The sequence below is a fragment of the Streptomyces sp. NPDC039480 genome, from assembly GCF_055597165.1.
The window spans coordinates 234,917-259,222 of the sequence record NZ_JBVITX010000005.1; the positions used below are offsets into that span (position 1 = coordinate 234,917).

Here is a 24,306-nt window from a genome sequence, read left to right on the forward strand (position 1 = left end):
GGTGTCACATTCTCCCACCGGTTAAGGACGAATACACGGGCCGGTTAGTTCGCGCTGCGCACAGTGACTTTGCCGTCGGCGCTGCGGACGGACAGGCGGTGGGGGCTGTTGTCGTCGCGCGGCACGGACACGTCGACGGAGCCGTCGGAGACATCGGTCCGTACGTCGTACGCGACCTTCTTCCCGCTCTTCGCACCGGGCACCGCTATGTCGACGGAGCCGTCCTTGCTGCGGGCCTCCACGCGGTCGGGCACGGCGGCCAGTTCCAGCCGTACGGAACCGTCCTTGGAGTCGACGGCCACCTGCCGCGACGTGATGTGGCGCGCGGTGACGGAGCCGTCGGAGCTGCGCAGGTCGAGTGGTGCGGCGATGTCCTTGACGGTGACGGAACCGTCCTTCGTACGTACCTTCAGCGCGTCCTTGAACCCCCGCGCCGTAACCGAGCCGTCCTTGTTCTCGACGGTCACCGCGACCCCGCGCGGCACCTCGACGCGGTGCTTGGCCGAGCAGTTGGCGATGACTCCGGAGCACTCCATGTCGAGCGTGAGCCGGTCCCCGTCCATCTTCCACGTCACCTTGGGGTCGCCGCCCAGCATGGTCTCGCCCTTGAACCACCGGGTCACCCGCACGTCCTTGGCGTCACTGCCGGCGGGGACCAGTTCGAGCGTGGAGTCGCTGGAGGCGACGGTCAGCGTCTTGCCCGTCAGCGCGAACGTCCGGTGCTCCGGTTCGGTGTCGTCCGATGCGTCGGCCCCGCACCCGCCGACGAGCAGGACGACGGCCGCGGTCCCGCCGACGGCGGCGAGTGCGCGAGCGGTGCGCGGACGGCGACGGGTGCGGACGGTCATGACGGGCTCCCCCTGAAGTGATCTTGTGCTGCCGGTCAGACTCTACGGAGCCGCCCGAGCCGGGAGGATCCCGCCGGCCACCGGATCAGGGGTGGGGTTAACCCCCGGGGTCGACGCCCGCCCGACCGGTGACAAGAAGGGGTTTGCGGGGCACTGCCTGCGGCAAGGTAGGCTGTCCACTCGTCCCGGGCGCGTAGCTCAGGGGTAGAGCGCCTCCCTTACAAGGAGGATGTCGGCGGTTCGAAACCGTCCGCGCCCACCGGGTGAAGAAGCAGGTGCAGTCCTGCTTGTGGCCCCCCAGCCGTGATCGGCCGGGGGGCTTCTTCATGCCGCATGGGGGGTAGCTCGAATGGGCTAATCGGCCGGGGGGCGGCCAGATCCGTTCGATGGCCGCAGGCGTGCCTCTGCGCGGCATTTACCGGGGAGGCCGGGCACGGTGCGTGACTTTCCTGGTTGCGGTGTGCCGTCGGGCGGAGCGCGATGGAGGGGAGGCGTGCGTCCTCCGAGGCGAAAGTCGATTTTCGCCTGTCGCGCGCTCCAAGGGAGTGATCACCCATGACGCAGGGCGAGGCCTTCACCAACCCCGACGGGCTTGCGGGCCTGACGGCCTACGACCGGACCGGCGAGAAGATCGGCAGTGTCGAGCAGGTCTATCTGGACGACCGCACCGGCCGCCCCGAGTGGATCACCGTCAAGACTGGTCTCTTCGGTATGAAGCAGAGCTTCGTTCCGCTGGCCGGCGCCCGCCGTCAGGAGGACAAGCTGCATGTGGCGACGACGAAGGAGGCCGTCAAGGACGCCCCTCGTATCGACGCCGATCAGCACCTGGAGCCGGGTGAGGAGCACGAGCTCTACGCCCACTACGGGCTCGCGCGGCCCGACGCGACGACGCGGGGCATGGCGGGCGGCAACGAGACGCGTACCACCTCCGGGACGGGCATGGCGGGTGCCGGAGCCGGTGCCGGTATGGCCGGCGCGGGCGCGGGTGGCTCGCGCGAGTTCGCGACCCGGGCCGGTGCGGCCGACACCGGCAAGGCCGAGGACATGGTGCGCTCCGAGGAGCGGCTGCGCGTGGGGAAGGAAGAGGAAGTGGTCGGGCGGGCCCGGCTGCGCAAGGTGGTCGTCACCGAGGACGTGAAGACGTCCGTGCCCATCTCCCACGAGGAGGTCCGGGTGGTCCGCGAGCCCATCCGTGAGGGCGAGCAGACCCGGTCCAACATCGGCGAGGCCGAGACCGAGGTGACCCTGCACGCGGAGAAGCCCGTCGTCCGCAAGGAGTCGGTGCCGGTCGAGCGCGTGCGGCTGGAGACCGAGAAGGTCACCGAGACGCAGGAGGTCTCCGACTCCGTGCGCAAGGAGCAGATCGAGTTCGAGCGCGCGAAGGGTGAGCGCGGCGACGCGAAGGGCCAGGACTGGCGTGACCGGAAGCAGGGGCCGCGTCACTGACCCCGCTGCGGTTGCGCGCAGGCCCCCCGCCGACGTCGGCGGGGGGCCTGCGCGTGGCGCTGCTCTTCGGCCGTCCCGGCGGGGATTTCAGCGGCCGGATCCGGGGTGCGTTCTGCGGTATCGGCGGTCCCAGCGCTCCTGGCGTTCCTTGCGGATGCGGTAGTCGCGGTACGTCTTCGGGTAGCCGCCGCCACCTGCGCCGGCTCCCCCTCCGGCGCTCGTGCCGCTACCGCCGCTCCCGGAACCGCTCTTCTTGCCGGCCGAACCGCCCTCGTAGAAACGCACCAGGTAGAAGGCGAGTGCCGCTGCGGCCAGCCACAGCAGAGGTTGGTCGAAGCCCAGGCCGAAGAGGGCCAGGATCGCGACGACTATCAAGACGTTCATGGCTGCACCTCCGTGGCTCGAAGGGGGCTCTTGTGCGCGGCTGGTAGGGAGTCAACGCCCGCGCTCTGCGCCTGTCAATGGCTTTACGGCGCGGACTCGTCCGGTGTCTCGTGGGCGTGCTTGAGGCGGGCCCGCGCGGCGACGACGTCCGGCGCCGAGACCTGTTCCCAGTAACGGTGGCAGCTCACGAAGACCGCCAACTCCCTTTCCCGCGTACGCAGTTTCTCGACCTCGGCCTGTTCGTCGGGGCTCCAGCCGGGCGATGCGGGGCGCTCCACTTTGCGCCAGCCGCCGGTGTCGCTGAAGCCGTCGAGGGGCTCGACGGACCAGGGCAGGCGTTTGAGCAGCGCCAGGAGCGTGGAGCGGACCTGGTGCAGTTCCTCCTGGCCGGCGAGGAGGTCGCTCGGGAAGTCATGGGGGGCTGGGGTGGCGGGCACGCCGTAATGGTACTCCTGTTCGAATTACGTGTGCGAGTGATCCGGCGATGCGATTCGATTCCGCCGGTGACGATGCGATTCGATTTCGCCGGTGACTCGGCGGGGCCCGACGCCGCCCCGGCGGTGGCAAGCTGGAGTCATGTGCCGAAGCATCAAGACGCTCCGCCCACCGGCCATCCCCGAGGACGCCACCGAGGAGGAGATCCGCGCCGCCGCACTCCAGTACGTACGCAAGGTCTCCGGCTTCCGCGCCCCGGCCGCACACAACCGCGAGGTGTTCGACCGAGCGGTGGACGCGGTTGCGGAGGCGACGGCGGAGCTGCTGGCGGGGTTGGAAGTACGCGGGGCGCGCGCGTCGTAGCCGCCGCAGCGGCGCGTGCCTGCCCCAGGGGCAGGACTCCCACCCGCCGAGGGCGGCCATGGGCACCCGGGCGGCCCCGGCTGCGACGGGCAGACGCCGGGCGCCGGGTGACGCCTTCGCGCCCGCCCGTGCGCGCATCGCGGGAAGCGGCCGCGAGAACTTGCCCCGCCGAAGCCGTACGACTCCGGGCGCGCTGGTCGTCGTGGCTGAGCCTGTACGCGGTTGCCCCTTCGCTCGCCGCTGCCCAGGGGCAGGTCGGCGTTGTGCGCGCCCGGTCGGCCGAGGGGGGCGTGAGCGGCTTTTCGGGGGCCCGGCGCCCGGGCGGGGCCGGGAACTGCCCCAGGCGGCGTCCGGCCTCGATGGCGCATTAGGAGCGCCCGTGGGCGGAGGGGCGGGAACGTGGGTGGTTTCCGAGGATCCGGAGGCTCGTGCGGGCCGCGCGATTTTGATGCCTCTGTTGCGTCCGGTCCTGGGTGGTGTGCCAGGAACGCCCGCCGGGCGGTCGGGATGGGCGAGGGGCGGGGACGTGAGTGGGGTTTCCGGGGCTGCGAGGCCGCAGGCCTGCCGCCTGCGCCATGGGCGCGTCCGGTCCCCGACGTCGTTCGCCCACCTCGGTCGGGGTCGGCGTAGGGGTGTGGGCGTGGGTGCCCCGGTAGCCGAGGGCCCGGGGTGCGCGTCCGGTCCCCGACGTCGTTCGCCCACCTCGGTCGGGGTGGGCGCAGGGGTGTGGGCGTGGGTGCCCCGGTAGCCGAGGGCCCGGGGTGCGCGTCCGGTCCCCGACGTCGTTCGCCCGCCCCGGTCGGGGTGGGCGCAGGGGCGTGGGTGTGGGTGCCCCAGGAGCCGAGGGCCACGGGCCCTGCGGGGTACGCGGGTTCCTATGCCTTTGCTGCGGCCGACCCCGGGCGGCGGACCAAGAACGCCGCCCCCGCCCCCGCCGCGAACAGGGCCAGAAGGGAGACACCCGTGGCGAGCCACGTCGCGCCGAGCCATTGGCCTCCGAAGTAGCCGAGGGCGACGCTGTAGCCGGCCCAGGCCAGGCCGGCCAGGGCCGACCAGGGGAGGAACTCGCGGAGCTTGCGGTGGGCCGCGCCCGCGCCGAGGGAGACGATCGAGCGGCCCGCCGGTGCGAAGCGCGCGATGACGACGAGGATGCCGCCGCCCCGCGCGAGCGCGGTGCCGAGTCGTTCCTGCGCGGTGGTCAGGCGCCGGGAGCGGGCGATGGCGCGGTCGAGGCGCTCGCCGCCGCGCCAGGCCAGGCGGAAGGCGACCATGTCGCCGAGCACGGAGGCCGTCGCCGCGCAGAGGGTGAGCATCAGGATGTCGGGGACGCCGTGCGGCACCTGCCCCGCCCCGGTTCCCGCCGCCGCGGCCGCCGTGGCCGACATGATGACGAGGACGCCGCTCGGCAGCACAGGAACGAACACGTCGAACAGGACGGACAGGGCGACGACCGCGTAGATCCACGGACTGCCGGTCAAGGCCCCCACACTCTCAAGCACCGTAACTCCCCGTTACTCCCCGGTTGGCAGCGCGTTGCCGCTGTGTCTCGGGGAACGGCAGGGGCGGCCTGGTGACAGCTGTACAGCGTACGCCGCGCGGCGGGCGAGAGATCCACTGGGGGTTTAGATGTTCCCTACGTCACGTTCACCCGGCTGCCTCCTCCGATGCGGCGTACGGCACCGAAGTCCCGTACGAACGAGTCAGCGCCCGAGCGGGACATGGGCGGCATGGCCTCTGGGACGGAGCCGGTGATGAGGGTGAGGGTGCTGACATGGGTGGGGAGCGGCATGGCGGCCGTGGCCGTGGCCGTGTTGGGGGTGACCGGTGGCGCGGCCGCCGGGAGCCCCGGGGTGCGGGTCGAGGCGCGGTTCGCGCCGCCCACCGCCTTCATCCCCTCGCCCGCGGTGACGTACGACCAGAGACTGGTCCCCGCGGCGTCGTGGATCGAGGTCGCGCAGCGCGGCGTCGACGGCGGCATGGCCGTCACCCTGCGGGTCAGGGGCATGAAGCCGGGCCACGCGTACGGCGTGCACGTGCACCGGAAGCCGTGCGGCCCGGAACCGGAGGATTCGGGCGGCCACTATCAGCACCGCGTCGACCCGGTGCAGCCGTCGAAGGACCCGGCCTATCTCAACCCGGAGAACGAGGTGTGGCTGGACTTCACCGCCGGAGCGGACGGCTCCGGATCGGCGCGCGCGGTCCACGGCTGGGGCTTCCGGCCCGGCGAGGCCGCCTCCGTGGTGCTGCACCGCGAGCCGGGCGGCGCGGGCGACCGGGCCGCGTGCTTCACGGTGCCGTTCGAGCCCCGGGGGCACGCGAAGGGCGACCGGGCGTGACAAACGGAAAGCGGCGCCCCCGGGTGAGGAAGGGGGCGCCGCCCTGTGTGCCGGGTGCGGGTCAGGCCGCTACCGGCGTGGCCTTCGAGTCCGCGTCCTTACCACCGGCCCCGCTCTCGCCCCGCGAGGCGAAGAACCGGTCGAGGCCGAACGCGCCGGACCCGGTGAAGACGAGCAGCAGCATGGCCCAGCAGAAGATCGCCGCGGCCTCGCCGCCGTTCTCCATGGGCCACAGCGCCTCCGGCTGGTGGACCTTGAAGTACGCGTACGCCATCGAGCCGGACGAGACGAACGCGGCGGCCCGGGTGCCGAGGCCCAGCAGGACCAGCGCGCCGCCGACGAGCTGGATGACGGCCGCGTACCAGCCGGGCCAGGTGCCGGCGTCGATCGTGCCGCCGCCCGCGGCGCCGCCGAGGACGCCGAAGAGCGAGGCGGCTCCGTGGCAGGCGAAGAGCAGGCCGATCACTATGCGGAACAGGCCGAGGGCGTAGGGCTGGGCGCTGTTGAGACGTCCAGTCATGGTGGGGGACTCCTTCGGTTGGGGGACGGTAACCGAGCGGAGGCCCAAGATTAGGCGCACCTAATTAGTGCTTGCAAGTTCAACATTCGGTCAGCCGAAGATTCCGCTTCGGCTCCGCCCGGGGCCCGGGAAGCGACTCACCGGCCCCGGCGGCCGTGCGGAGCGCGGCCCGCGCCACCGCGTCCGCGTCCGACAGGGTGACCGAGTCGACGCCAGGCCTGGCACCGGCCGCGGTCACCCAGTGCACCCCTTCGGTGGGCACCCCGAACGCGAACCTCCGCGGCTGGGCACGACCCTGACGGTCGATCAGGTGGTAGGGGCGCGGCGTGACGTCCAGGCCTCCGGTTTCGTAGCCGTCGACCACGTGGGGTCGGCATCCGCCGTCCGCCAGGAGCTCTCCGAGCAGTGCGTCGCCGGTGCGGCGCAGGTCCGGCTCGGGCAGCCGGGCCTCGATCAGCGTGGTGACACGGATGGCGGAGTCCGGCACATCGGGGGAGTGGGCGAGGAAGGCCCCGCCGTCGGGCCGCACGGAAAGGCGCGGCCCGAGCACCTCAAGGACCCCCGCCTCGATCAGTGCCGTCATCTCCTCGATGCGGCGGCGCGGCGGGCCGATGGACAGGAAGGCGTTGAGCGGCGTGTACCAGCGGTCGAGGTGGTCGCGGCGCGAGGCACCGGAGAGGCCGCCGTGGTCGACGATGCCGCGGAGCTCGTTGCGCAGATCGCGCAGCACGTCGAGCGCGGCCTTCAGCGGCCCCGCGACATTGCCGAGCGCGGCCTGCGCGGAGTCCTCGCGCAGCCGCTCCAGAAGCCACTCGCGGTGGGCGCGCGCGGAGGTGAAGGGGCGGGACGGGTGCGGCCGGGAGAGCCGGTCCCAGGACCAGCGGTCGGCGTCCGCGATGCCGAACTCGCCCAGCACGCCCGCCTCTTGGGGGCTTCGGTGGCCGGTGGCGAGAAACCGTCCCCGGAAGTCGCTCACCTCTGCCGGACCGCCGCCCCGGCCCGCCAGCAGCGCCGCGTAATAGACCGTCTCCACCTCCTTCGCGATCAACGGCCATATCTCGTCGAGGAAGTCGGGGGCGTCCCCGCTCTCCGCGCGCTTGCGGAAGCGGGCCACGACGTCATCGGTCAGGACTGCGGGCTCGTGCCGCCCGTACGGGCCCTTCGCGTTGTCGCCGCGCGCCTGGTGCGGGACACCGCGCCGCGAGCCCGCGTACAGCCGCGGCTCACGGCCCGAGGACTGATACCGCAGCGCGCCGCCGGGCGTTCGCACGTACCGGCCGCCGCGGCCCTCGGTGAGCAGCGCCATGTGGTCGAAGAAGTTGAGGCCGAGCCCGCGCAGCAGCACCCGCTCGCCGGGGGCGACGGCGGACAGGTCCAGGTCGGCGGGGTTGGCGGGCGGGAAGTGGCGCAGGCCGTGCCGCGCCGCGTGGTCCGTCAGGCGCCGCTGCTCCGGGGTGCCCGCCGTCGGCAGGTGGCCCTGCGCGAGCACGACCGCCGCGAGGCCGGTCAGTTCGAGGCCGTCGTCCAGTACGAGGGTCTGCGCCCCGTCGGCCGGCCCGGTCAGGCGCACCGCGCGCGCCGCGTGCACCCGGACGCGGATCGCGCCGGGGGCGCAGCGCACTGTCTCGGCGAAGACCCACTCCAGATAGCGGCCGTAGCAGGCGCGGGTCGGATAGTCGTCGGGCCCGAGCCCCGGCGCGTGCCCGGCGGCCGCCCATTCGTACAGGCTCGGGCCCGGTCGTATCGGCCCCGAGCAGTCGACGCTCTCGTCCGTGAAGAGGGTCACCTGGGACGCGACGGTGTTCATCAGGAGCTCGGCGGGCTGTGCCGTGCGCCAGACGCGGCCCGCGCCCGGCGGGGCGGGGTCGACGACGTGCACCGTCAGACGCGTCCCCGGCGCGAGGAGTTCGGCCGCCGACGCGCAGATCCGTTCGAGCACGCTGGTGCCGCGGGGGCCCGCGCCGACCAGGGCGAGGGCCGGCTCGTGCGGCGCGGTCCCGGATGGTGCGGGTGGGAGCGGCGCGGGTGCAGGGGCAGACAAAAGCGTGACTCCCGGGGCATATAGAGAACGCTGGAACGCTGGAAGGCCGAACGCCGGAACGCTGGAACCAGGCGGTCCGCATCGGTCCGGCATCATCATGCCGTCGGCGGCCCCGATGCCGAACCCCTGCCGGAGGATCCACTTCCGGCTGTGGGACTCGTCACGCCCGGGGCGAGGGCACAGGCTCTCACGAGAGCCGCGTCGACTCCGCCGTCTCCAGGCGTACGCTCCCGCCGCGCACCGCCCGTGCCTGATCGAGCCGCAGCAGGGCCGAACGGCCGCGCAGCGTCAGCGTCATCAGCTGGTTGCCGAACCAGGGCCCGCCCGTCCTGCGCCAGTCGATGCCCGCCTGCGTCACCCCGCCGTGCCGCGCGAAGCGCCGGCCGAGCGCGCGCCCCACCCGGCTCCAGCCGAAGCGGAACCCGAGCTTTATGGAGGCGGGGATGGAGTTGTGCACCGGGGAGCAGGTGAGCTGGAGGACCCGGGCCTCGGGTCCGTCGCCCGCGGGCCAGCTCGGCTCGGCGATGTAGGCGTGGTGGACGTCGCCGGAGAGCACGCACACCGTGGCGGGCGCCGCCGGGCCCGAACCCGCCTCCGTGATCAGCGCGGTGAGCGCTTCGAAGGAGGCGGGGAAGGCGGCCCAGTGCTCCAGGTCCGAGCGTCTTCGCAGGTCCTCGCCGAAGCGGGCCCAGCGCTCGCCGCGCTCGCCGCGGCACAGCGCGGCGTTCCACCCCTCGGCGTCGTGGATGAGGTGGGGGAGGAGCCAGGGCAGGGAGGTGCCGATGAGGAGGTGGTCGTACGCGCCCGGGTCCGCCAGCGCCTGCTCGCGCAGCCAGTCGGCCTCGTCGGCGTCGAGCATGGCGCGCTCGCGCTCGTCCAGGACGCGGGCCGCGCGGGTGTCGACCATCAGCAGGCGTACGCGGCCGAAGTCCCGCCGGTAGCTCCAGCGGGCGGTGGTGGGGTCCGCGTCGGCCGCGGCGGCGAAGGCGCGCAGGGCGTCCGTGCCGTCCGGGGTCGCGCACACGGAGGCGTAGAGGGCGTCGCGCGCCAGCTCCTCGGGCGGCAGATTGCCGAGGTGCTGGTAGACCCAGTACGACATCAGGCCGCTCAGGACACGCTCGCGCCACCAGGGCGTGGCCCGCATCTCGGCGAGCCAGGCCGCACTGGTGTTCCAATCGTCGACGATGTCGTGGTCGTCGAAGATCATGTTGCTGGGCACGGTGGACAGCAGCCAGCGGATCTCCGGGTCGAGCCAGGACTCGTCATAGAGGTGGGTGTATTCCTCATAGTCCGCGACCTGGGCGCCCGGGGGTTCGACGAGCTCACGGCGGGCGGCGAGCCAGCGCTGGGTGGCCTTGGATGTCTGGTCCGCGTACACCTGATCGCCCAGGAGCAGCAGGACGTCCGGGCGCTCGGCGGCCGGGTCGGCCGCGATGCGGGCGGCGAGGGTGTCCAGGGCGTCGGGCCCCACGGGGTCGTGCTCGCCGGACGGCGGCGCGGCCCACCGGCAGGAGCCAAAGGTGACGCGCAGCTCGGCGGCGCGGCCTTCGCCGGGCTCCGCCGGGGTGCGGATGGTGCTCGCGGGGTAGGGCGATTCGGGCAGGGGCCAGACGACGGCATCCGCGCCGTCGCCGAGCCGCACCTCGTACGCCGTCTCGGTGCCGGGGGTCAGGCCGGTGACCGGGACGAGCGCGTAGTGGTGGCCGGCGATCTGGAAGGTGCGCGCCGAGCCGCGCGCGCCGTCCGCGCACCGCACCTCGGCGGTGCACGGCCGGTCGGCCTCGACCCAGACGGTCGCCGTGGCGCCGTCGACGTATCTCAGCAGTGGACCCAGGCGCAGCCGTGCCACAGGTGATCACCCTCCTCCGTCGCCCCGTACGGTACGGAACGACGGGGGAGGGCGGGCCGGTTCCGGGACAACACGTCGGATCCGTCCCGGCCACAGGCGATCAAGAATCGTTTCAGCGGCCGTCGCGCAGCTGTCAGCAGCCGTTGAGCAGCGAGGTGAGGGCGCTCTTCTCCTCGGTGTTCACCGAGAGCTTGTAGTGGTGCTTCACGTCGACCCACATCCGGGCGTAGTAGCAGTGGTACGAGGTGGTGGGCGGCAGCCACTCCGCCGGGTCCTGGTCGCCCTTGGCCTGGTTGACGTTGTCGGTGACGGCGATCAGCTGGGGCTGGGCCAGGTCGTTGGCGAAGGTCTCGCGCTGCGCGGTGGTCCAGCCGCTCGCGCCGGACTTCCACGCCTCGGAGAGCGGCACGACGTGGTCGATGTCGACGTCGGACGCGGCGGTCCAGGTGCCGCCGTCGTAGGGGGACTTCCAGGTGCCGGAGGTGGCGGCGCAGCTCGCGTCCTGCTGGACGTTCGTGCCGTCGCGCTTGAGGACGACCTCGCGCGTGTTGCAGGCGCCGGACTGCGTCTTCCAGTGCGGGAACTTGTCGCGGCTGTAGCCGTCGGACGAGCCCTCGGCCTTGACGGTGAGCTCGCCGAGGTAGGTGCGGGCCGTGGCGGCGCCGACCGGGGCGGGGGGAGCGGCCTGGGCGGAGGTGCCGGTGAGCAGGGTGGCGGCGGTGGCCAGGGCGACGGCCGCGGCGGCGAAGGCGGGCCTGGTGCATCGACGCGCGTAGACAGCGGACATGCGAACTGCGGGCATGCGAACTCCCTTGATGTGGGGGGGGGCGGTTGGCCGGTGGGGCGGCCAGAGTCGCGGGTCGTGGTGACGGACGGATGTGCGTCTAGTGACAGGGTCGCGTCAAACAGGTGCCGACTTCAATAGTTCTGGCGAAGCGTCAAGTGCATTGGCGGGGACGGAAGTTGCATTGCGGCGCATTCCAGCGCTTTCCCGCGCGCTTCTCCGCGCCTCCACGTCCCCGCGCTCCCCGTGATCCAGGTCACTCCGGCGCGGGCCGAAAGTCCCTGGTCGCGTCCCGCGCGCCGTCCCGTACGATGGACGGCGCAGAAGGGGAGTAGCTCTTCGCCGGACCGTCGACATACTGCTCAGCTCGTCTGAGCCGGCGCCCGGAGGCAGGCCCCACGGGGCAGGCCAGCGAGACCTTCGGCAAGCAGTGCCGACGTACGCGCCCGTGTACGTCCAGACGTCCACACCCGTGTGCGTCCGTGTGCGCTGCCGTGCCGAGGTGTCGTACGCGAAGCGGTGGAACACTCTCGGTGGGGCGGCCCCGACCGATTGAGGAACCCTTGATCAGCTTCAGCGTGACGGCGCTCGTCTTCGGCGTCGTCTTCCTTGCCGAGCTGCCGGACAAGACGGCGCTGGCCGGACTCGTCCTCGGCACGCGCTACCGCGCCTCGTACGTCTTCGCCGGCGTCGCGGCCGCCTTCGTCGTCCACGTGGTGCTCGCCGTCGCGGCGGGCAGCGTCCTGACCCTGCTGCCGCAGCAGCTGGTCCACGCGCTGACGGGCGTCCTCTTCCTCGGCGGCGCCGCGATGCTGCTCCTGAAGGGCGGCGGCGAGGAGGAAGAGGTCAGGCAGCCCGAGGACCAGAGCTTCTGGAAGGTCTCCGGGGCGGGCTTCATGCTCATCCTGGTCGCCGAGTTCGGCGATCTGACGCAGATCATGACCGCGAACATGGCGGCGCGCTACGACGACCCGCTCTCCGTCGGTCTCGGTGCGGTGCTCGCGCTGTGGGCGGTCGCGGGACTCGGCATCGTCGGCGGGAAGGCGCTGATGAAGCGGGTGCCGCTGGCGCTCATCACGAAGATCGCGGCGCTGCTGATGCTGGGGCTCGGAGTGTGGAGCCTGTACGAGGCCATTGCCTGAGAGAGGCCATTGCCTGAGAGGGGTGGCCCGGCCGTCTCGTGGCTCGAGGTCCATTTTGCGGGTCTTGACCGGTCTGACCTGCGGCGTTGGCTTTTGGGGCCCGCGTTTTGTACCGTGCAGGAACAAAGTGGCTCCGCCCGTACTCCCTGACCGGCGGGCGGGGCCGCCTTGATCTTTCGCTGCCCCTGCGCTCTGGAGCACCCCGATGACGGCAACGACCGCCGACCCCGTCGCACCCGTCCTGACCGCCCGGGCCGTTCTCCTCGACATGGACGGCACCCTCGTGAACTCCGACGCCGTCGTCGAGCGCTGCTGGCGCCGCTGGGCCGCGCGGCACGGGCTCGACTTCGACGAGGTCATCAAGGTCGTCCACGGGCGGCAGGGCTACGCGTCCATGGCGGTGCTGCTGCCCGAGCGGCCCATGGCGGAGAACTACGCGGAGAACCGCGAGATGCTCGCCGCGGAGACCGCCGACATGGACGGCGTCGTGCCCGTGCCGGGCGCGCCCGCGTTCCTGGCCGCACTGGCCGACCTTCGCCTGCCGCACGCGCTCGTGACCTCCGCCGACGTGCCCCTGTCCACCGGACGCATGGCCGCCGCCGGGCTCGCGCTGCCCGAGGTGCGGGTGACCGCGGAGAGCGTGGGCGCGAGCAAGCCCGACCCCGAGGGGTTCCTCAAGGGGGCGGCGGCACTCGGTTTCGACCCCGCGGACTGCGTGGTCTTCGAGGACTCAGAGGCGGGCATACGCGCGGGCCAGGCGGCCGGCATGAGGGTCGTGGGCGTCGGCCCCCGGGCCGCGGAGTTCGGCCCGACGGTGCATGTGAACGACTTGACGGGTGTGGGGGTCGCGGACGCGGGGGACGGGTCGATCCGTCTGACGTTCGGCTGACCCTTCGGCTGACGTTGGTCTGAGGTCGCGGGGCGGGGCCGACGCGGAGGCTAGGGCTCCGAGGTCTCCGACTCCAGGCTGCGGCGGGTCTCGCGGCCGTACTCGCCCCGGGCGTCGTCCGTGAGGCCACGGGCCCACTGGTAGCGGGCCACAGCGCCGGTGACCCGAGACGTGTAAATGCCGTCCCGCTCACCCACGTACAGGTAGAGCTGCGCCAGCCGACCCTGCAGTTCGGCGACGCGCGGCCCCTTGTCGCCCGGCCTCAACGTGGCATCGGCCGCCGTGCGGGGCGGCGGTGACGCAGACGGTCCGGCCGAGCCCGTCGCACGCGCGGTCGAGGGCGTGACGGAGGGTGTCGGCGACGCGGAGCGCGGGGGCGTGGGCGAGGGCGGCGGCACCTTCACGCCCGGTGTGCTCGGGGTGACGGAGGGCGTGCCCGAGAGGGACGCCGAAACGGAACGCTTCGCCGAGGGCGGCGCGGGCTTCGTCGGGTCCGCGTACGCCGACACCGCCGCGTCACCCGGCAGCGCCCGATCCCGGTCCGGCCCGTCCGTGGCGGCCGAGAGGAGCCCTACCGCAAAGACGGTGACGGCCACGACGACTGCCGCCGCCCCCACCCCGACGACCAGCGCGAAACGCCGGTTGCGGGCCGGATTCTCGGGCGGGGTGCCGACGTCCGGGCTTGGCTGAGGCGGCTGGGTCGACCGGGAGGACGGGGCCAGCTGGGCCGGCAGGGGTGCCGTACTCGCCCCCGCATGGGCCGGGTCGGGGTCCGGCAGCGAGACGTAGGGCCGTATACGCAGCGGATCGAAGTCCTCCGCAGCAGCGGCCTCAGCAGACCGCACACGAGTCCGCTCCCCGGCATCGACCACGCCGGCCCCGGCAACGGCGTCTTCCACTGGGCCGCCCGCGCCCGCCAGACTCACCGGCCCAGCCGCACCGACCGGGCTTGCTGCGCTGGTCGCGCTTGCTGCGCTGCCCGGGCTTGCTGTGCTGCCCGCGTGTGCCGGGCTTGGCGGGCCTCCCGTGTCGACGGGACCCGCTGCGCTGCCCGCGCCTGCCGCGCCGCTCGTCCGGGCCCGGTCTGGCGGGCCGACCGTATCGTCCGGGCCTGCTGTGCTGCTCGTCCGTGCCCGGCTTGGTGGGCCAGCTGTGTTGTCCGCGCCTGCTGTGCTGCCCGGGCCTGCCGCGCCGCCCGTCCGTGCCCGGCCTGGTGGGCCGACCGTGTCGTCGGGGCCTGCTGTGCTGCTGGTGCCTTCCGTGCTGGCTGCGTCTGTGGGGCTTGGCGGGCTGCCCGCGTCTGCCGCGCCGCCCACCCGTGCCCGGCCTGGCGGGCCAGCGGTGTGGGCCGCGCTTGCTGGGCTGCTGGTGCCTTCCGCGTTGCCCACGTCTGGAGGGCTTGGCGGGCTGCCCGTCTCGTGCGGGCTTGCTGTGCTGCCTGCGTCTGCCGCGCCGCCTGTCCGTGCCCGGCCTGGTGGGTCAGCGGTGTCGTCCGGACCCGCTGTGCCGCCCGCGCCTGCCGGGCCGCCCACCCTCGCCCGGCCTGGCGGACCGACCGTGTGGACCGCGCTCGCTGTGCTGCTGGCGCCTTCCGCGTTGCCCGTGTCTGCGGGGCTTGGCGGGCTGGCCGTGCTGGCCGGACCCGCTGTGCTGCCCGGGCCTGCCGCGCCGCCTGCCCGTGCCCGGCGTGGCGGGCCAGCCGTGTCGTCCGTGCCTGCTGTGCTGGTGCCTGCCGTGCTGGCTGGGTCTGTGGGGCTTGGCGGGCCGGCCGTGTCATCCCGTCCCGCTGCGCTGCCCGTCCGTGCCCGTTCTCGCGGGCTGGCCGTGTCGGCCGCGCCTGCTGCGCTGCCCGTGCCTGCCGCACTGGCCGCGCCTGTGGGGCCTGGCGGGCCTCCCGTGCCGACCGGACCTGCTGCGCTGCCCGCGCCTGCCGGGCTGCCCAGACCTGTCGGACCGCCCGCGCCGGCGGCGTCGCCCGCCCGCGCCGGGCCTCCCATGTCGACCGGCCCTGCTCCGACCGTTCCCGCCGCGTCGTCCGCCCCCGCCGTGCAACCGCACGCCGAGGCGGCGGCGGCCCCGGGCTCACGAGGTGCGGCCCCGCACGTGGGGCAGCGTAGACCGTCCTGTCTGCCCCGTCCGTCCCGTAACCCCTCGTGCCGTTCGTCCTGTGCGGCCACCGGTCGTTCCTCCCCTCCTGTGTCCCGCCCGCCCCGAGAGCTCCAGCGATTATGCAGACCCTCGCTTCAACAGGCCATAACGGGAGACACGGACCAGGATGGAAAGGGAAGGCCGCAACGGACTCCCCGGACTCCACGGGCTCAGCAGACTCCACGTGATCAACAGACTCAATCGGCCCGGGAGGCTCACCGGGCTCACCGGGCTTACCGGGCTTACCGGGCTTACCGGGCCCAGTAGACCTCCACAGACCCGACAGTCCCGGCGAGAACAGGTGACCCGGCTGAAGCAGCCGGCCCCGCGGCCCCGACGGACCCCCAGGAGGTGTCCATGTCGCAGGATGTCAGCGCCCGCTCCGCAGGAGAGGGGCCCGGCCCCGGACCGGCACACGCCGGCGGCAACGGGCATCCCCCCGGAAACGTACTGATCTCCATCGGCGCACTGCTGCTCGGCATGCTCCTCGCGGCCCTCGACCAGACCATCGTCTCCACCGCTCTGCCGACGATCGTCAGCGAGCTCGGCGGCATGGAACACCTGTCGTGGGTCGTCACCGCGTACATGCTGGCGGCGACGGCCGCGACCCCGCTCTGGGGCAAGCTCGGCGACCAGTACGGCCGCAAGAAGCTGTTCCAGACCGCGATCGTGATCTTCCTGGTCGGCTCGGCGCTGTGCGGCATGGCGCAGAACATGCCGCAGCTCATCGGGTTCCGCGCGCTGCAGGGCCTCGGCGGCGGCGGGCTCATGGTGCTGTCCATGGCGATCGTCGGAGACCTCGTGTCGCCGCGCGAACGCGGCAAGTACCAGGGGCTGTTCGGCGCGGTGTTCGGCGCGACCAGCGTCCTCGGACCGCTGCTCGGCGGACTCTTCACCGAGCACCTCTCCTGGCGCTGGGTCTTCTACATCAACCTGCCCATCGGCGTCCTCGCGCTCGCCGTCATCGCCACCACCCTGCACATCCCGGTCCGCAGGACCCGCCACACCATCGACTACCTCGGCACGTTCCTCATCGCGTCCGTCGCCACCTGCCTGGTCCTTGTCGCCTCGCTCGGCGGCACCACATGGGCCTGGGGCTCGCCGCAGATCATCGGGCTCGCCGTGCTCGGCGTCGTCCTGGCCTGCGCCTTCGTGGCGGTGGAGCGCCGGGCGGCGGAGCCGGTGATCCCGCTGAAGCTGTTCCGGATCCGCACCTTCACGCTCTCCGCCGTCATCAGCTTCATCGTGGGCTTCGCGATGTTCGGCGCGATGACCTACCTGCCGACGTTCCTCCAGGTCGTGCAGGGTGTCTCGCCGACGATGTCGGGCGTCCACATGCTGCCGATGGTGGCCGGCATGCTCCTGTCGACGACCGCCTCCGGCCAGATCGTCAGCCGTACGGGCCGCTGGAAGGTCTTCCCGGTCGCCGGCACGGCCATCACCACACTCGGCCTGCTCCTGCTCCACCAGCTCAACGAGAACAGCGGCACCTTCGAGATGAGCGCGTACTTCTTCGTCTTCGGCCTGGGCCTCGGCCTGGTCATGCAGGTCCTCGTCCTCATCGTGCAGAACGCCGTCAGCTACGAGGACCTGGGCGTCGCCACCTCCGGCGCGACGTTCTTCCGCTCCATCGGCGCCTCCTTCGGCGTCGCGATCTTCGGCACCGTCTTCACCAACCGGCTCGGCGACAAACTCACCGACGCCCTCGCCGGACAGCAGCTGCCGCCCGGCCTCAGCGTGAGCACCCTGGAGGCCGACCCGCGCGGCATCTCCCGGCTCCCCGCCGACCTGCGGCCCAGCGCCCTGCACGCGTACGCCTCGTCGATCACCGACGTCTTCCTGTACGCGGCGCCGGTCGCCCTGGCCGCCTTCGTCCTCGCCTGGTTCCTGCGCGAGGACAAGCTGCGCGCCTCGGTCACGGCACCCGACCCGACCCAGACGCTGGCCAGCAACCCCGTGGAGCGTTCGTCGTACGACGAGTGCGCGCGGGCGCTCTCGGTGCTCGGGACGCGCGAGGGGCGGCGCAAGATCTACGAGAGGATCACCGAGCGGGCCGGCTACGACCTGCTGCCCGCGTCGAGCTGGCTGCTCCTGCGCGTCGCCCGGCACGGCTCCGTCGAGCCCGGCGTGCTCGCCGAACGCACCACGGTGCCGCTGACCGTCATCACGGCGGCCGCCCGCCAGGTCGAGGAGCGCCGCCTCGCCGAACGCCAGGGCCTGGAGATGATCCTCACCGACCGGGGCCGCGAGGTCGCCGCCAAGCTGGCCACGGCCCGCGAGGAGTCCCTGTCCGAACTCCTCGGCGACTGGTGGGGCCCCCACCGCCCGACCGACCTGGTCCAACTGGTCAAGGAACTCAGCGCCGAACTGTGCGGCTCGGAGTCGGAGCGCCCGCACAACGGATCGACGGTGGCGCGGGCGGCGTGACGTTGCGAGCCGTGACCTAGGGGACCCGCACACGGGTGTGCCCCCGTCCCCGGAGCGATCCGGGTACGGGGGCACGGTGTCTGCCGCCGGGACGCTACGCGCCCTTGGGCGCGGCCTGCTGGATGACCTCGAAGGACCAGACCGAGGACCCGCTGGCGGCGGGCTTCGGACGGTCGCCGCCCTCGCCGCCGCCCTGGTGCGCGGCCTTCATGGGCCCCTCCATCCACGCCTGGAAGGAGGCCTCGTCACGCCAGCGGGTGTAGACCAGGTACTGGTCCGTGCCCTCGATGGGGCGGAGGAGTTCGAACCACTCGAAGCCGTCCGAGTTCTCCACCGCGCCCGCGCGGGAGGCGAAGCGCTTTTCCAGGATCTCGCGCTGTTCGTCGGGGACGGTGAGGGCGTTGATCTTCACGATGCTCATACCGACAGCGTGTCACAGGCGCAGCAGGCGCTCTGCCGTCTCGCGGTAGTCGCGCAGGGCCAGGCGGAGCTGTTCCGTGTCGCCGGTGGCCGTGCTGCCTGTGGCCGTGTCACCGGTGGCGGGGGTGGCCGTGTCGCCGGTGTGGGGCCGGGAGGCGGCGGACGGGGTGGCGTCGATGGAGGTGGGTGCGGGCTCGCCGGGTGCGCCCTGCGCGGGCAGGGACTGCCACGTCGTACGCAGGATGCGGCGGCGCTCCTCCAGGGTGCGCGTCAGGTCGGCGATCGTCTCCTCCAGGACGCGGTCGGCGTTCTCGACGGCGGCTCGCGGTTCGTCGACGAAGCCGTTGACGGCGTTCTGGAGGCGCAGCGTCAGCTTGTCGCGTGCGTCGGGCGGGAAGAGGACGGTCCCGTCAGCCATGCTGAACTCCCTTGTGGGTGATGCCGGTCGAGCGCTTGTGGGTGCCGTGCCTGCCGTCGTGCGCGGCGTCGCTGTCGGTGTGCTGCTCCTTCACCAGGGCGTCGAAGAGCGCCCGCGCCTCGATCATGGTGGCGCGCATCTCCTCGGTGCCGGCACCGGTGTGGTGGTCGTCGGTGCCCGGTGTGTCGAGCGCCGCGCGGTGCACCTTGCGGTAGCCGTGGACGTGGTGGGCGTGGTGCACGGAGAGCGCGTCGACCTGGTCCTCGTAGTGGCCCGCGTCGGGGAAGCCGCGGGCTCCCGCCACCTCGGCGATGAGGCGGTCGGCCTCGATCAGGGCCTCACGGGGGGAGTCGACGAAACGTTCCTGGGCGACAGTCCAGCGCGCCGCGTACTCCTCGCGGGCGGCGGGCGCCAGCGGCCGCGTGCGCAGCGAACCGTGCCGCTTCACACGCTCGCCGAGGTCGCGCTCGGCGGCCTTGGTGTCGCCGTCGTGCCGGGCGACCGCGCGGTCGTACTCGGGCCCGAAGCGGCGCCTGAGACCGCCGCCCGCGCCCTGCCGCTTGCGGCTCAGTACGGCGAAAGCGGCGGCGACGAGGACGACGGCGACCACGATCAGAACGATGAGCAGGACTGTGGACATGGGTGGGTGCCCTTTTCGGCTCGGGGATCGGCCTGGGGCGCGAGACCCTGGGGCCTCGACACCCGTTCCTCGAATCGAGTTGCCCGAAAAGGTTGCGTCAAACGGCCGGTCCCGAGGGCGAGTCGGGCCGGTCAGGCCTGATGGCGCTCCCGCCAGTCGCGGGCCACCTCGTCGACGTCGTAGGGGGCCAGGCCGAGTGGCGGCCCCGGGGGCGGGGTGCGCAGGGCGGCGCGGATCTTCTCGTTGAGCTCCGTCACGAGTCTGCGTGCCACGCGCTCGGACGGGGCTTCGGCGGCCGCGACCAGCGTGTCCTCGGCCTCCTTGCGCAGGGCGAGCGTGGGGGACAGATAGGAGAGGCCCTCACGGGCCATCTTCCGCTTGACCCACCACATTTCGTCGTACGTCGGGTCGGGGCCCTCGGGGAGTGGCTTGCCCCTGCCCGGCAGGGCGGCGAAGTCCCCGCGCTCCTCCGCCTCACGGATCTGCTTGTCGATCCAGGACTCGAAGTCGACTCCAGGTGGCTTGCGCTCAGTCATGGACCCATTGTCCCAGGAGGGCAGTGCGTCCGCACGGGCAGGCGCTTAGGATGCGGCAGCGCGACACACCGGCCGCGGCCCGTCAACGACGGCCGCGCCGCCCCGAGTTGAAGGAGCGTACCCACGTGCTGGAGCTGACCATGGCCTCGGTGTCCGGGGCGGACGCGGGCGCGACCGCAGGCATGCTCATGGCCGAGACGCCGAGCGAGCCGGGTGCGGTGCTGCGGGTGGGACGGGACAGGAACGTGTGCCGTCTGGTGACGCCCGACGACTGGCTCTTCGTGTCGCGTACGCATCTGGAGTTCCGCTGCGGGCCCGACGGGGCCTGGTCCGTCCGGTGGCTGCGCGGCTCGAACCCCGATCCGGCCTCCGAGGTGCGGGTGGTGTCCGGGGGCGCGGCGCGGCCCCTCGTCTACGGAGGGGCGGCGTCGCTCTCCCGGGGCGGCTCCGGGGAGATCGTCATCCAGGACAGGTCGGGGCCGCGGAGCGTGAACATCGGTTACTACCACGAGGGTTGAGGCCGGTACGCGCTAGGCCAGTACGCACCGAGCCAGTACACGCTAGGCCAGTACGCGGGCCAGTGCGAAGCCGTCGTACCCCTTGACGCCGACCGTCTGTACCGCCGTACCGCTCAACTTCGGGTGCTCGGCGATGAGTTCGAGGGCGGCCCGGGTGCCGAGCACGCTCGGATCGGTGCTGGAGGCGTCGGTGACGGCGCCGCCCCGTACGACGTTGTCGAGGATGATCAGGCTGCCGGGGCGGGTGAGCTTGAGCGACCACTCCAGGTAGTGCGCGTTGTTGGCCTTGTCGGCGTCGATGAAGACGAGGTCGAAGGGCTCGGGGCGCGCGGCGTGTTCGGCGCCGAGCGCGGTGAGCGAGTCGAGGGCCGGGCCGACGCGCACCTCGACGAGCTTGTCGAGTCCGGCGCGGGCGAGGTTGCCGCGGGCCACGTCGGCGTGCTCGGGGCGGTGTTCGAGGGTGATGAGGCGGCCGTCGGCAGGCAGGGCGCGGGCCAGCCAGATGGTGCTGTAGCCGCCGAGGGTGCCGATCTCCAGGACGCGGCGGGCGCCCTGCGTCTGGGCGAGGAGGTGGAGCAGCTTGCCCTGGTTCGGGGCGACGTTGATATGCGGCAGGCCGGCCGCGTCGCTGTCGCGCAGGGCGGCGGCCAGGGCCTCGTCGGCGGGGGCGAGGAGGCCGGTGAAGTAGTCGTCGACGGAGTCCCACTGGGGTTGGTTCATGCGGCGTGCACGTTCCCTTCGACTGTCTAGTTAGCTTCGCTAAGGAGTCTAGGGCGGGCGGCGGGGATTGTCAGTGGGGGCTCGCATACTGGGGGTGAAGATCAGCGGTTCTGGTGATGACGGGGGTTGTCGTGGCGTACGGGGGAGCAGTGCGGGGGTTCGCCGAGCGGTGGCTGCCCGAGGTGGAGCGGTCGGCCGGGGATGCCGACGGCTCGGGCGGCTCGGGGGACTTCGTGTGCTCGCCCGCCGGGATGTGGCTCGCGCTGGCCTCGGTCGCGGCGGGCGCCCGTGGCGAGACGGCTGACGAGCTGCGGGGGTTGCTCGGTGTCGCGGGGGCGGAGGCGGCCCGCGCCGTGACGGACGGCGCGCGAGCCCTCGCGGCCACGGACGCGCTGGGCGTCGCCACGCGCGTGTGGAGCCGGGTGCCGGTCCTGCGGGAGTACGAGGAGGCGTTGCCGGACATCGGCTTCGGGCCCATGGACGTCGACGGTGCCGACGCGTGGGTCCGGGAGGCCACGGACGGCATGATCGAGCGCCTGCCCGTGACCGTCACCCCGGAGACGCTGCTCCTCTTGGTCAACGCACTGGCCTTGAAGGCACGTTGGGAGACCCCTTTCGAGGGGGCGGCCACGCGGGACGCCCTCTTCACGGACGCGGCGGGCGTGGCGCACCAGGTGCCGACGATGCGGCGGGGGGTTGCGCCGGGGGACGCGTGGGCGGTGGACGCGGGCGCGAGGGTGGGGGCGCGTGTCGTCGAGATGCGGTGTGCCGTGTCGCGCGACGGGCTGCCTCCGGTACGGGTGCGTTTCGTCCTCGGGGAGCCGGGGGCCGGGCCCGCTGCCGTGCTGCCGCTCGCCTGGGCGCCTCGCGAGCGGCGGTCGCCGATCGACGCCGAGCAGATCCTCATGGCCCTGCCCCGCTTCTCACTGCGGACGCGCACCGACGCGACGGGCCAGCTGGCCGCGCTCGGCGTGCGGTGGGCGATGAGCGACGCGGCCGATTTCTCCGGGATGTCACCGGAGCGGCTCGCGATATCCCAGGTGGTCCAGGAGGCGGTCGTGAAGATCGCGGAGCGGGGGGTCGAGGCGGCGGCGGTGACGGCCGTGCCGATGCCGGCCGGCGCGGCGTATCGCCCACGGCGCGTGGAGCGGATCACTTTCGACCGCCCCTTCGGCGTCGTCGTACTCGACGGGCCGGCGAAGGTGCCGCTGTTCACGGGCTGGCAGGCGGGACGCCCCAACAGCCCGTAACCCTCCGCCTCCGACGGCCCCGTTCCGACGTCCGCTCGGCGACTTGCTTGGCCCGGGCGGCCCGTCTCGCCGGAGACCACGGTGGCCCCGCACCTCACCGGACCCACAACTCCGCCCCGCCCCCGGCACGCTGCCCGGCCCTCTCGAGGCCCCGCCCCTCAGACGTGGGGGGAGCTGGAGGGCTGGGGGGCCGGTGGGACCAGGCCCCGGCACGCGGCCCGGTTTTCCGGGGCCCGCCGCACCTGCCGCTCCTCAGATGCGGGAGGAGCCGAGGAGTCGGTGGGGCCAGGGCCCGGCACGCGGCCCGGCCTCCCGAGGCCCCGCCGCACCTCTGGCTCCTCAGACGGTGAGGAGCTGGGAGCGGGAGGAGCTGAGGGAGTCGAGGAGTCGGAGGAGTCAGGCCCGGCGCGCGGTCCGGCCTTCGGAGGCCCCGCCTCGCATCATGCTCCTCAGGCGCGGGGGAGGTGGAGGGACCGGAGGGGCCAGACCCTGCGTGCTGCCCGGCCTCCCGGTCCTCAGACGCGAGGTGAGCTAGAGGGGCTGAGGAGCCGGAGGAGCTAGGCCCCCGAGGCCCCGCCCCGCCTCCCGCTCCTTAGGCGCGGGAGGAGCTGGGGGAGCCGGCCCCCGGCACGCGGCCCGGCCTCCTGAGGCCCGCCCCGCCTCCCGCTCCTCAGACGCGGGACGACCCAGAGGCGCCAGCGGAGCCAGAGAGGCCAGCGGAGCCGGAGAGGGCAGAGGGTGCGGCGGACCCGGCGGAGGCGGAACCGGTGGAGTCGGAGAGGGCCGCGTTCCTGAGGGTCCTTGCCTCTGCCTCCGTTTCTACCGCCGGAGGTGAGCCGGGGAGTGGAGTGCGGGCCGATTCCGTCATGTACCAGACGGCGATGCCGCCCACCACGGCCGCCGCCATCATGTAGTACGCGGGCATCATCTTGTCGCCCGTCGCCCCGATCAGTGCCGTCACGACCAGCGGCGTCGTGCCGCCGAAGACCGAGACGGAGATGTTGAAGCCGATGGACAGGGAGCCGTAGCGGACCTTGGTCGGGAAGAGGGCCGGGAGCGTCGACGGCATCGAGGCCGTGAAGCAGACCAGGAGCATGCCGAGCGCGCCGAGGCCCAGCGCGATCGCCCACAGGGAGCCGTCGCGGATCAGGAGCATGGCGGGGACGGAGAGCAGCAGGAAACCCGCGCAGCCCGCGGCGATCACCGGGCGGCGGCCCACGCGGTCCGTGAGCGCCCCCATGAACGGCTGGGCGCACATCATCAGGGCCATGACGGCCAGGATGACGAGCAGGCCGTGCGTCTCGTCGTACTCGAGCTCGCTGGTCAGATAGCTCGGCATGTACGACAGCAGCATGTAGTCCGTGACGTTGAAGACCAGGACCAGGCCCATGCAGAGGAGGAGCGCCTTCCACTGGCCGGTGACCATGTCACGCAGGCGCACCTTCGCCCGGGTCTGCTCGTCCTTGTGGGCCTTCTCCAGCTCGGCGGCGAAGGCCGGGGTCTCCTCCAGCTTCATGCGGAGGTAGAGGCCGATCAGGCCCATCGGGCCCGCGATCAGGAACGGGATGCGCCAGCCCCAGGAGAGCAGGTCGTCCGAGGAGAGCAGGGCCGTCATCAGGGTGACGAGGCCCGCGCCGCCGATGTAGCCCGCCAGCGTGCCGAACTCCAGCCAGCTGCCGAGGAAGCCCCGCTTCTTGTCGGGGGCGTACTCGGCGATGAAGGTGGAGGCACCCGCGTACTCGCCGCCCGTGGAGAAGCCCTGCACCAGGCGCGCCGCGAGGAGCAGCACCGGCGCCCACACGCCGATCGACGCGTAGGAAGGGATCAAGCCAATCGCGAACGTGCCCGCCGCCATCATGATCATGGTCAGCGCGAGGACCTTCTGGCGGCCCACGCGGTCGCCGAGCGGCCCGAAGACCATGCCGCCGAGGGGCCTGATCAGGAAGGCCGCGGCGAAGGCGCCGAAGGTGGAGAGCAGCTGGGCCGTCGGGTTGCCCGAGGGGAAGAAGACCTTGCCCAGGGTGACGGCGATGTAGCTGTAGACACCGAAGTCGAACCACTCCATCGCGTTGCCGAGGGCGGCCGCCTTCACCGCGCGCCTGACCATCGCGGGGTCGGTGACGGTGACCTCCTGAACCGCGGTGCCGTCTTGAGCCGCTTCTCCCCGGGGGCCGGGCCCGGCTCCGGGCAGG

At 72.8% G+C, this 24,306-nt stretch carries 23 protein-coding genes and 1 tRNA gene; 9 read left to right on the forward strand and 15 right to left on the reverse strand.

Going from position 1 to position 24,306, the window contains the following annotated elements:
• Nucleotides 1-44: 44 nt before the first annotated feature.
• Nucleotides 45-848 carry a DUF4097 family beta strand repeat-containing protein gene (locus tag ACZ56E_RS18010; RefSeq protein WP_471215142.1) on the reverse strand — a complete coding sequence of 268 codons (804 nt, stop codon included), beginning with the start codon at nucleotides 846-848 and terminating at the stop codon, nucleotides 45-47.
• Nucleotides 849-1,035: 187 nt separating this feature from the next.
• Here ACZ56E_RS18010 and ACZ56E_RS18015 point away from each other — a divergent pair.
• Both ACZ56E_RS18015 and ACZ56E_RS18020 read left to right on the forward strand, forming a co-directional pair.
• Nucleotides 1,036-1,107 (forward strand) — tRNA-Val (locus ACZ56E_RS18015).
• Between the two features lie 296 nt (nucleotides 1,108-1,403).
• On the forward strand, nucleotides 1,404-2,294 hold the full coding sequence (locus tag ACZ56E_RS18020; protein ID WP_471215144.1) for a DUF2382 domain-containing protein: 891 nt from the start codon (nucleotides 1,404-1,406) through the stop codon (nucleotides 2,292-2,294).
• Between the two features lie 87 nt (nucleotides 2,295-2,381).
• Here ACZ56E_RS18020 and ACZ56E_RS18025 read toward each other — a convergent pair whose 3' ends face one another.
• Complete coding sequence (locus ACZ56E_RS18025; RefSeq protein ID WP_468600616.1) at nucleotides 2,382-2,678, reverse strand: hypothetical protein; 297 nt, start codon at nucleotides 2,676-2,678, stop codon at nucleotides 2,382-2,384.
• A gap of 83 nt (nucleotides 2,679-2,761) precedes the next feature.
• Nucleotides 2,762-3,115: a hypothetical protein gene (locus ACZ56E_RS18030; RefSeq protein ID WP_468600615.1), complete on the reverse strand. Its 354-nt coding sequence runs from the start codon at nucleotides 3,113-3,115 to the stop codon at nucleotides 2,762-2,764.
• A 139-nt stretch (nucleotides 3,116-3,254) separates the two neighbouring features.
• On the opposite strand from ACZ56E_RS18030, the gene ACZ56E_RS18035 reads away from it, so the two are divergent.
• On the forward strand, nucleotides 3,255-3,476 hold the full coding sequence (locus tag ACZ56E_RS18035; protein WP_062769581.1) for a DUF2277 domain-containing protein: 222 nt from the start codon (nucleotides 3,255-3,257) through the stop codon (nucleotides 3,474-3,476).
• An 875-nt stretch (nucleotides 3,477-4,351) separates the two neighbouring features.
• Here the strand turns inward: ACZ56E_RS18035 and ACZ56E_RS18040 are convergent.
• Nucleotides 4,352-4,975: a DedA family protein gene (locus ACZ56E_RS18040; protein WP_468600614.1), complete on the reverse strand. Its 624-nt coding sequence runs from the start codon at nucleotides 4,973-4,975 to the stop codon at nucleotides 4,352-4,354.
• 252 nt (nucleotides 4,976-5,227) lie between these two features.
• Between ACZ56E_RS18040 and ACZ56E_RS18045 the strand changes: the two genes are divergently transcribed.
• Nucleotides 5,228-5,812, forward strand: a complete 585-nt coding sequence (locus ACZ56E_RS18045) for a superoxide dismutase family protein (RefSeq protein WP_471215148.1) — start codon at nucleotides 5,228-5,230, stop codon at nucleotides 5,810-5,812.
• A 61-nt stretch (nucleotides 5,813-5,873) separates the two neighbouring features.
• Here the strand turns inward: ACZ56E_RS18045 and ACZ56E_RS18050 are convergent, their stop codons facing one another.
• From ACZ56E_RS18050 to ACZ56E_RS18065, 4 genes are all read right to left on the reverse strand, one after another.
• Nucleotides 5,874-6,332, reverse strand: a complete 459-nt coding sequence (locus ACZ56E_RS18050) for a DoxX family protein (RefSeq protein WP_471215150.1) — start codon at nucleotides 6,330-6,332, stop codon at nucleotides 5,874-5,876.
• Between the two features lie 79 nt (nucleotides 6,333-6,411).
• Entirely contained in the window at nucleotides 6,412-8,373 is a 1,962-nt protein-coding gene (locus ACZ56E_RS18055) for an FAD/NAD(P)-binding protein (RefSeq protein WP_471215152.1), read from the reverse strand.
• Nucleotides 8,374-8,560: 187 nt separating this feature from the next.
• Nucleotides 8,561-10,222 carry an alkaline phosphatase D family protein gene (locus tag ACZ56E_RS18060; protein WP_471215154.1) on the reverse strand — a complete coding sequence of 554 codons (1,662 nt, stop codon included), beginning with the start codon at nucleotides 10,220-10,222 and terminating at the stop codon, nucleotides 8,561-8,563.
• Between the two features lie 133 nt (nucleotides 10,223-10,355).
• The gene (locus ACZ56E_RS18065; protein ID WP_471215667.1) at nucleotides 10,356-11,009 is read right to left on the reverse strand and encodes an HNH endonuclease family protein; all 654 of its coding nucleotides are present in this window, start codon (nucleotides 11,007-11,009) and stop codon (nucleotides 10,356-10,358) included.
• Nucleotides 11,010-11,569: 560 nt separating this feature from the next.
• Between ACZ56E_RS18065 and ACZ56E_RS18070 the strand changes: the two genes are divergently transcribed.
• Both ACZ56E_RS18070 and ACZ56E_RS18075 read left to right on the forward strand, forming a co-directional pair.
• Nucleotides 11,570-12,148, forward strand: coding sequence for a TMEM165/GDT1 family protein (locus ACZ56E_RS18070; RefSeq protein WP_471215156.1), 579 nt, complete (start codon nucleotides 11,570-11,572; stop codon nucleotides 12,146-12,148).
• A 205-nt stretch (nucleotides 12,149-12,353) separates the two neighbouring features.
• Nucleotides 12,354-13,037, forward strand: coding sequence for an HAD-IA family hydrolase (locus tag ACZ56E_RS18075; RefSeq protein WP_471215158.1), 684 nt, complete (start codon nucleotides 12,354-12,356; stop codon nucleotides 13,035-13,037).
• A 50-nt stretch (nucleotides 13,038-13,087) separates the two neighbouring features.
• On the opposite strand, the gene ACZ56E_RS18080 is transcribed toward ACZ56E_RS18075, so the two are convergent.
• Entirely contained in the window at nucleotides 13,088-13,882 is a 795-nt protein-coding gene (locus ACZ56E_RS18080) for a peptidoglycan-binding domain-containing protein (protein WP_471215160.1), read from the reverse strand.
• 1,660 nt (nucleotides 13,883-15,542) lie between these two features.
• On the opposite strand from ACZ56E_RS18080, the gene ACZ56E_RS18085 reads away from it, so the two are divergent.
• Entirely contained in the window at nucleotides 15,543-17,612 is a 2,070-nt protein-coding gene (locus tag ACZ56E_RS18085) for a DHA2 family efflux MFS transporter permease subunit (protein WP_471215162.1), read from the forward strand.
• A gap of 94 nt (nucleotides 17,613-17,706) precedes the next feature.
• Here ACZ56E_RS18085 and ACZ56E_RS18090 read toward each other — a convergent pair whose 3' ends face one another.
• The 4 genes from ACZ56E_RS18090 to ACZ56E_RS18105 form a co-directional block, all read right to left on the reverse strand.
• A complete protein-coding gene (locus tag ACZ56E_RS18090) occupies nucleotides 17,707-18,033 on the reverse strand; it encodes an antibiotic biosynthesis monooxygenase family protein (RefSeq protein ID WP_468303909.1) in 327 nt (108 codons plus the stop codon).
• Nucleotides 18,034-18,045: 12 nt separating this feature from the next.
• On the reverse strand, nucleotides 18,046-18,450 hold the full coding sequence (locus ACZ56E_RS18095; RefSeq protein WP_471215164.1) for a hypothetical protein: 405 nt from the start codon (nucleotides 18,448-18,450) through the stop codon (nucleotides 18,046-18,048).
• A complete protein-coding gene (locus ACZ56E_RS18100) occupies nucleotides 18,443-19,090 on the reverse strand; it encodes a hypothetical protein (protein ID WP_471215165.1) in 648 nt (215 codons plus the stop codon). The genes ACZ56E_RS18095 and ACZ56E_RS18100 overlap by 8 nt, the downstream gene beginning before the upstream one ends.
• A gap of 131 nt (nucleotides 19,091-19,221) precedes the next feature.
• Nucleotides 19,222-19,626 (reverse strand): DnaJ family domain-containing protein, encoded by a 405-nt coding sequence (locus ACZ56E_RS18105; protein ID WP_468600595.1) that lies wholly within the window; start codon nucleotides 19,624-19,626, stop codon nucleotides 19,222-19,224.
• Between the two features lie 125 nt (nucleotides 19,627-19,751).
• Here ACZ56E_RS18105 and ACZ56E_RS18110 point away from each other — a divergent pair, with 125 nt between their 5' ends.
• A complete protein-coding gene (locus ACZ56E_RS18110) occupies nucleotides 19,752-20,144 on the forward strand; it encodes an FHA domain-containing protein (protein WP_471215167.1) in 393 nt (130 codons plus the stop codon).
• A 42-nt stretch (nucleotides 20,145-20,186) separates the two neighbouring features.
• Here ACZ56E_RS18110 and ACZ56E_RS18115 read toward each other — a convergent pair whose 3' ends face one another.
• A complete protein-coding gene (locus tag ACZ56E_RS18115) occupies nucleotides 20,187-20,864 on the reverse strand; it encodes an O-methyltransferase (RefSeq protein ID WP_471215169.1) in 678 nt (225 codons plus the stop codon).
• Between the two features lie 116 nt (nucleotides 20,865-20,980).
• On the opposite strand from ACZ56E_RS18115, the gene ACZ56E_RS18120 reads away from it, so the two are divergent.
• The gene (locus tag ACZ56E_RS18120; protein ID WP_471215171.1) at nucleotides 20,981-22,114 is read left to right on the forward strand and encodes a serpin family protein; all 1,134 of its coding nucleotides are present in this window, start codon (nucleotides 20,981-20,983) and stop codon (nucleotides 22,112-22,114) included.
• 670 nt (nucleotides 22,115-22,784) lie between these two features.
• On the opposite strand, the gene proP is transcribed toward ACZ56E_RS18120, so the two are convergent.
• On the reverse strand, nucleotides 22,785-24,305 hold the full coding sequence (gene proP, locus ACZ56E_RS18125) for a glycine betaine/L-proline transporter ProP (protein ID WP_471215669.1): 1,521 nt from the start codon (nucleotides 24,303-24,305) through the stop codon (nucleotides 22,785-22,787).
• Between the last annotated feature and the right edge of the window lies 1 nt (nucleotide 24,306).

Excerpts from the sequence above, each read along its gene's own strand:
- ACZ56E_RS18085 (WP_471215162.1), top strand. The coding sequence starts at position 15,543 with ATGTCGCAGGATGTCAGCGCCCGCTCCGCAGGAGAGGGGCCCGGCCCC.
- ACZ56E_RS18065 (WP_471215667.1), bottom strand. The coding sequence starts at position 11,009 with ATGTCCGCTGTCTACGCGCGTCGATGCACCAGGCCCGCCTTCGCCGCC.
- ACZ56E_RS18020 (WP_471215144.1), top strand. The coding sequence starts at position 1,404 with ATGACGCAGGGCGAGGCCTTCACCAACCCCGACGGGCTTGCGGGCCTG.
- ACZ56E_RS18120 (WP_471215171.1), top strand. The coding sequence starts at position 20,981 with ATGACGGGGGTTGTCGTGGCGTACGGGGGAGCAGTGCGGGGGTTCGCC.
- ACZ56E_RS18025 (WP_468600616.1), bottom strand. The coding sequence starts at position 2,678 with ATGAACGTCTTGATAGTCGTCGCGATCCTGGCCCTCTTCGGCCTGGGC.
- ACZ56E_RS18095 (WP_471215164.1), bottom strand. The coding sequence starts at position 18,450 with ATGGCTGACGGGACCGTCCTCTTCCCGCCCGACGCACGCGACAAGCTG.
- ACZ56E_RS18090 (WP_468303909.1), bottom strand. The coding sequence starts at position 18,033 with ATGAGCATCGTGAAGATCAACGCCCTCACCGTCCCCGACGAACAGCGC.
- ACZ56E_RS18115 (WP_471215169.1), bottom strand. The coding sequence starts at position 20,864 with ATGAACCAACCCCAGTGGGACTCCGTCGACGACTACTTCACCGGCCTC.
- ACZ56E_RS18100 (WP_471215165.1), bottom strand. The coding sequence starts at position 19,090 with ATGTCCACAGTCCTGCTCATCGTTCTGATCGTGGTCGCCGTCGTCCTC.
- ACZ56E_RS18050 (WP_471215150.1), bottom strand. The coding sequence starts at position 6,332 with ATGACTGGACGTCTCAACAGCGCCCAGCCCTACGCCCTCGGCCTGTTC.
- ACZ56E_RS18035 (WP_062769581.1), top strand. The coding sequence starts at position 3,255 with ATGTGCCGAAGCATCAAGACGCTCCGCCCACCGGCCATCCCCGAGGAC.
- ACZ56E_RS18075 (WP_471215158.1), top strand. The coding sequence starts at position 12,354 with ATGACGGCAACGACCGCCGACCCCGTCGCACCCGTCCTGACCGCCCGG.
- ACZ56E_RS18045 (WP_471215148.1), top strand. The coding sequence starts at position 5,228 with ATGAGGGTGAGGGTGCTGACATGGGTGGGGAGCGGCATGGCGGCCGTG.
- ACZ56E_RS18105 (WP_468600595.1), bottom strand. The coding sequence starts at position 19,626 with ATGACTGAGCGCAAGCCACCTGGAGTCGACTTCGAGTCCTGGATCGAC.
- ACZ56E_RS18010 (WP_471215142.1), bottom strand. The coding sequence starts at position 848 with ATGACCGTCCGCACCCGTCGCCGTCCGCGCACCGCTCGCGCACTCGCC.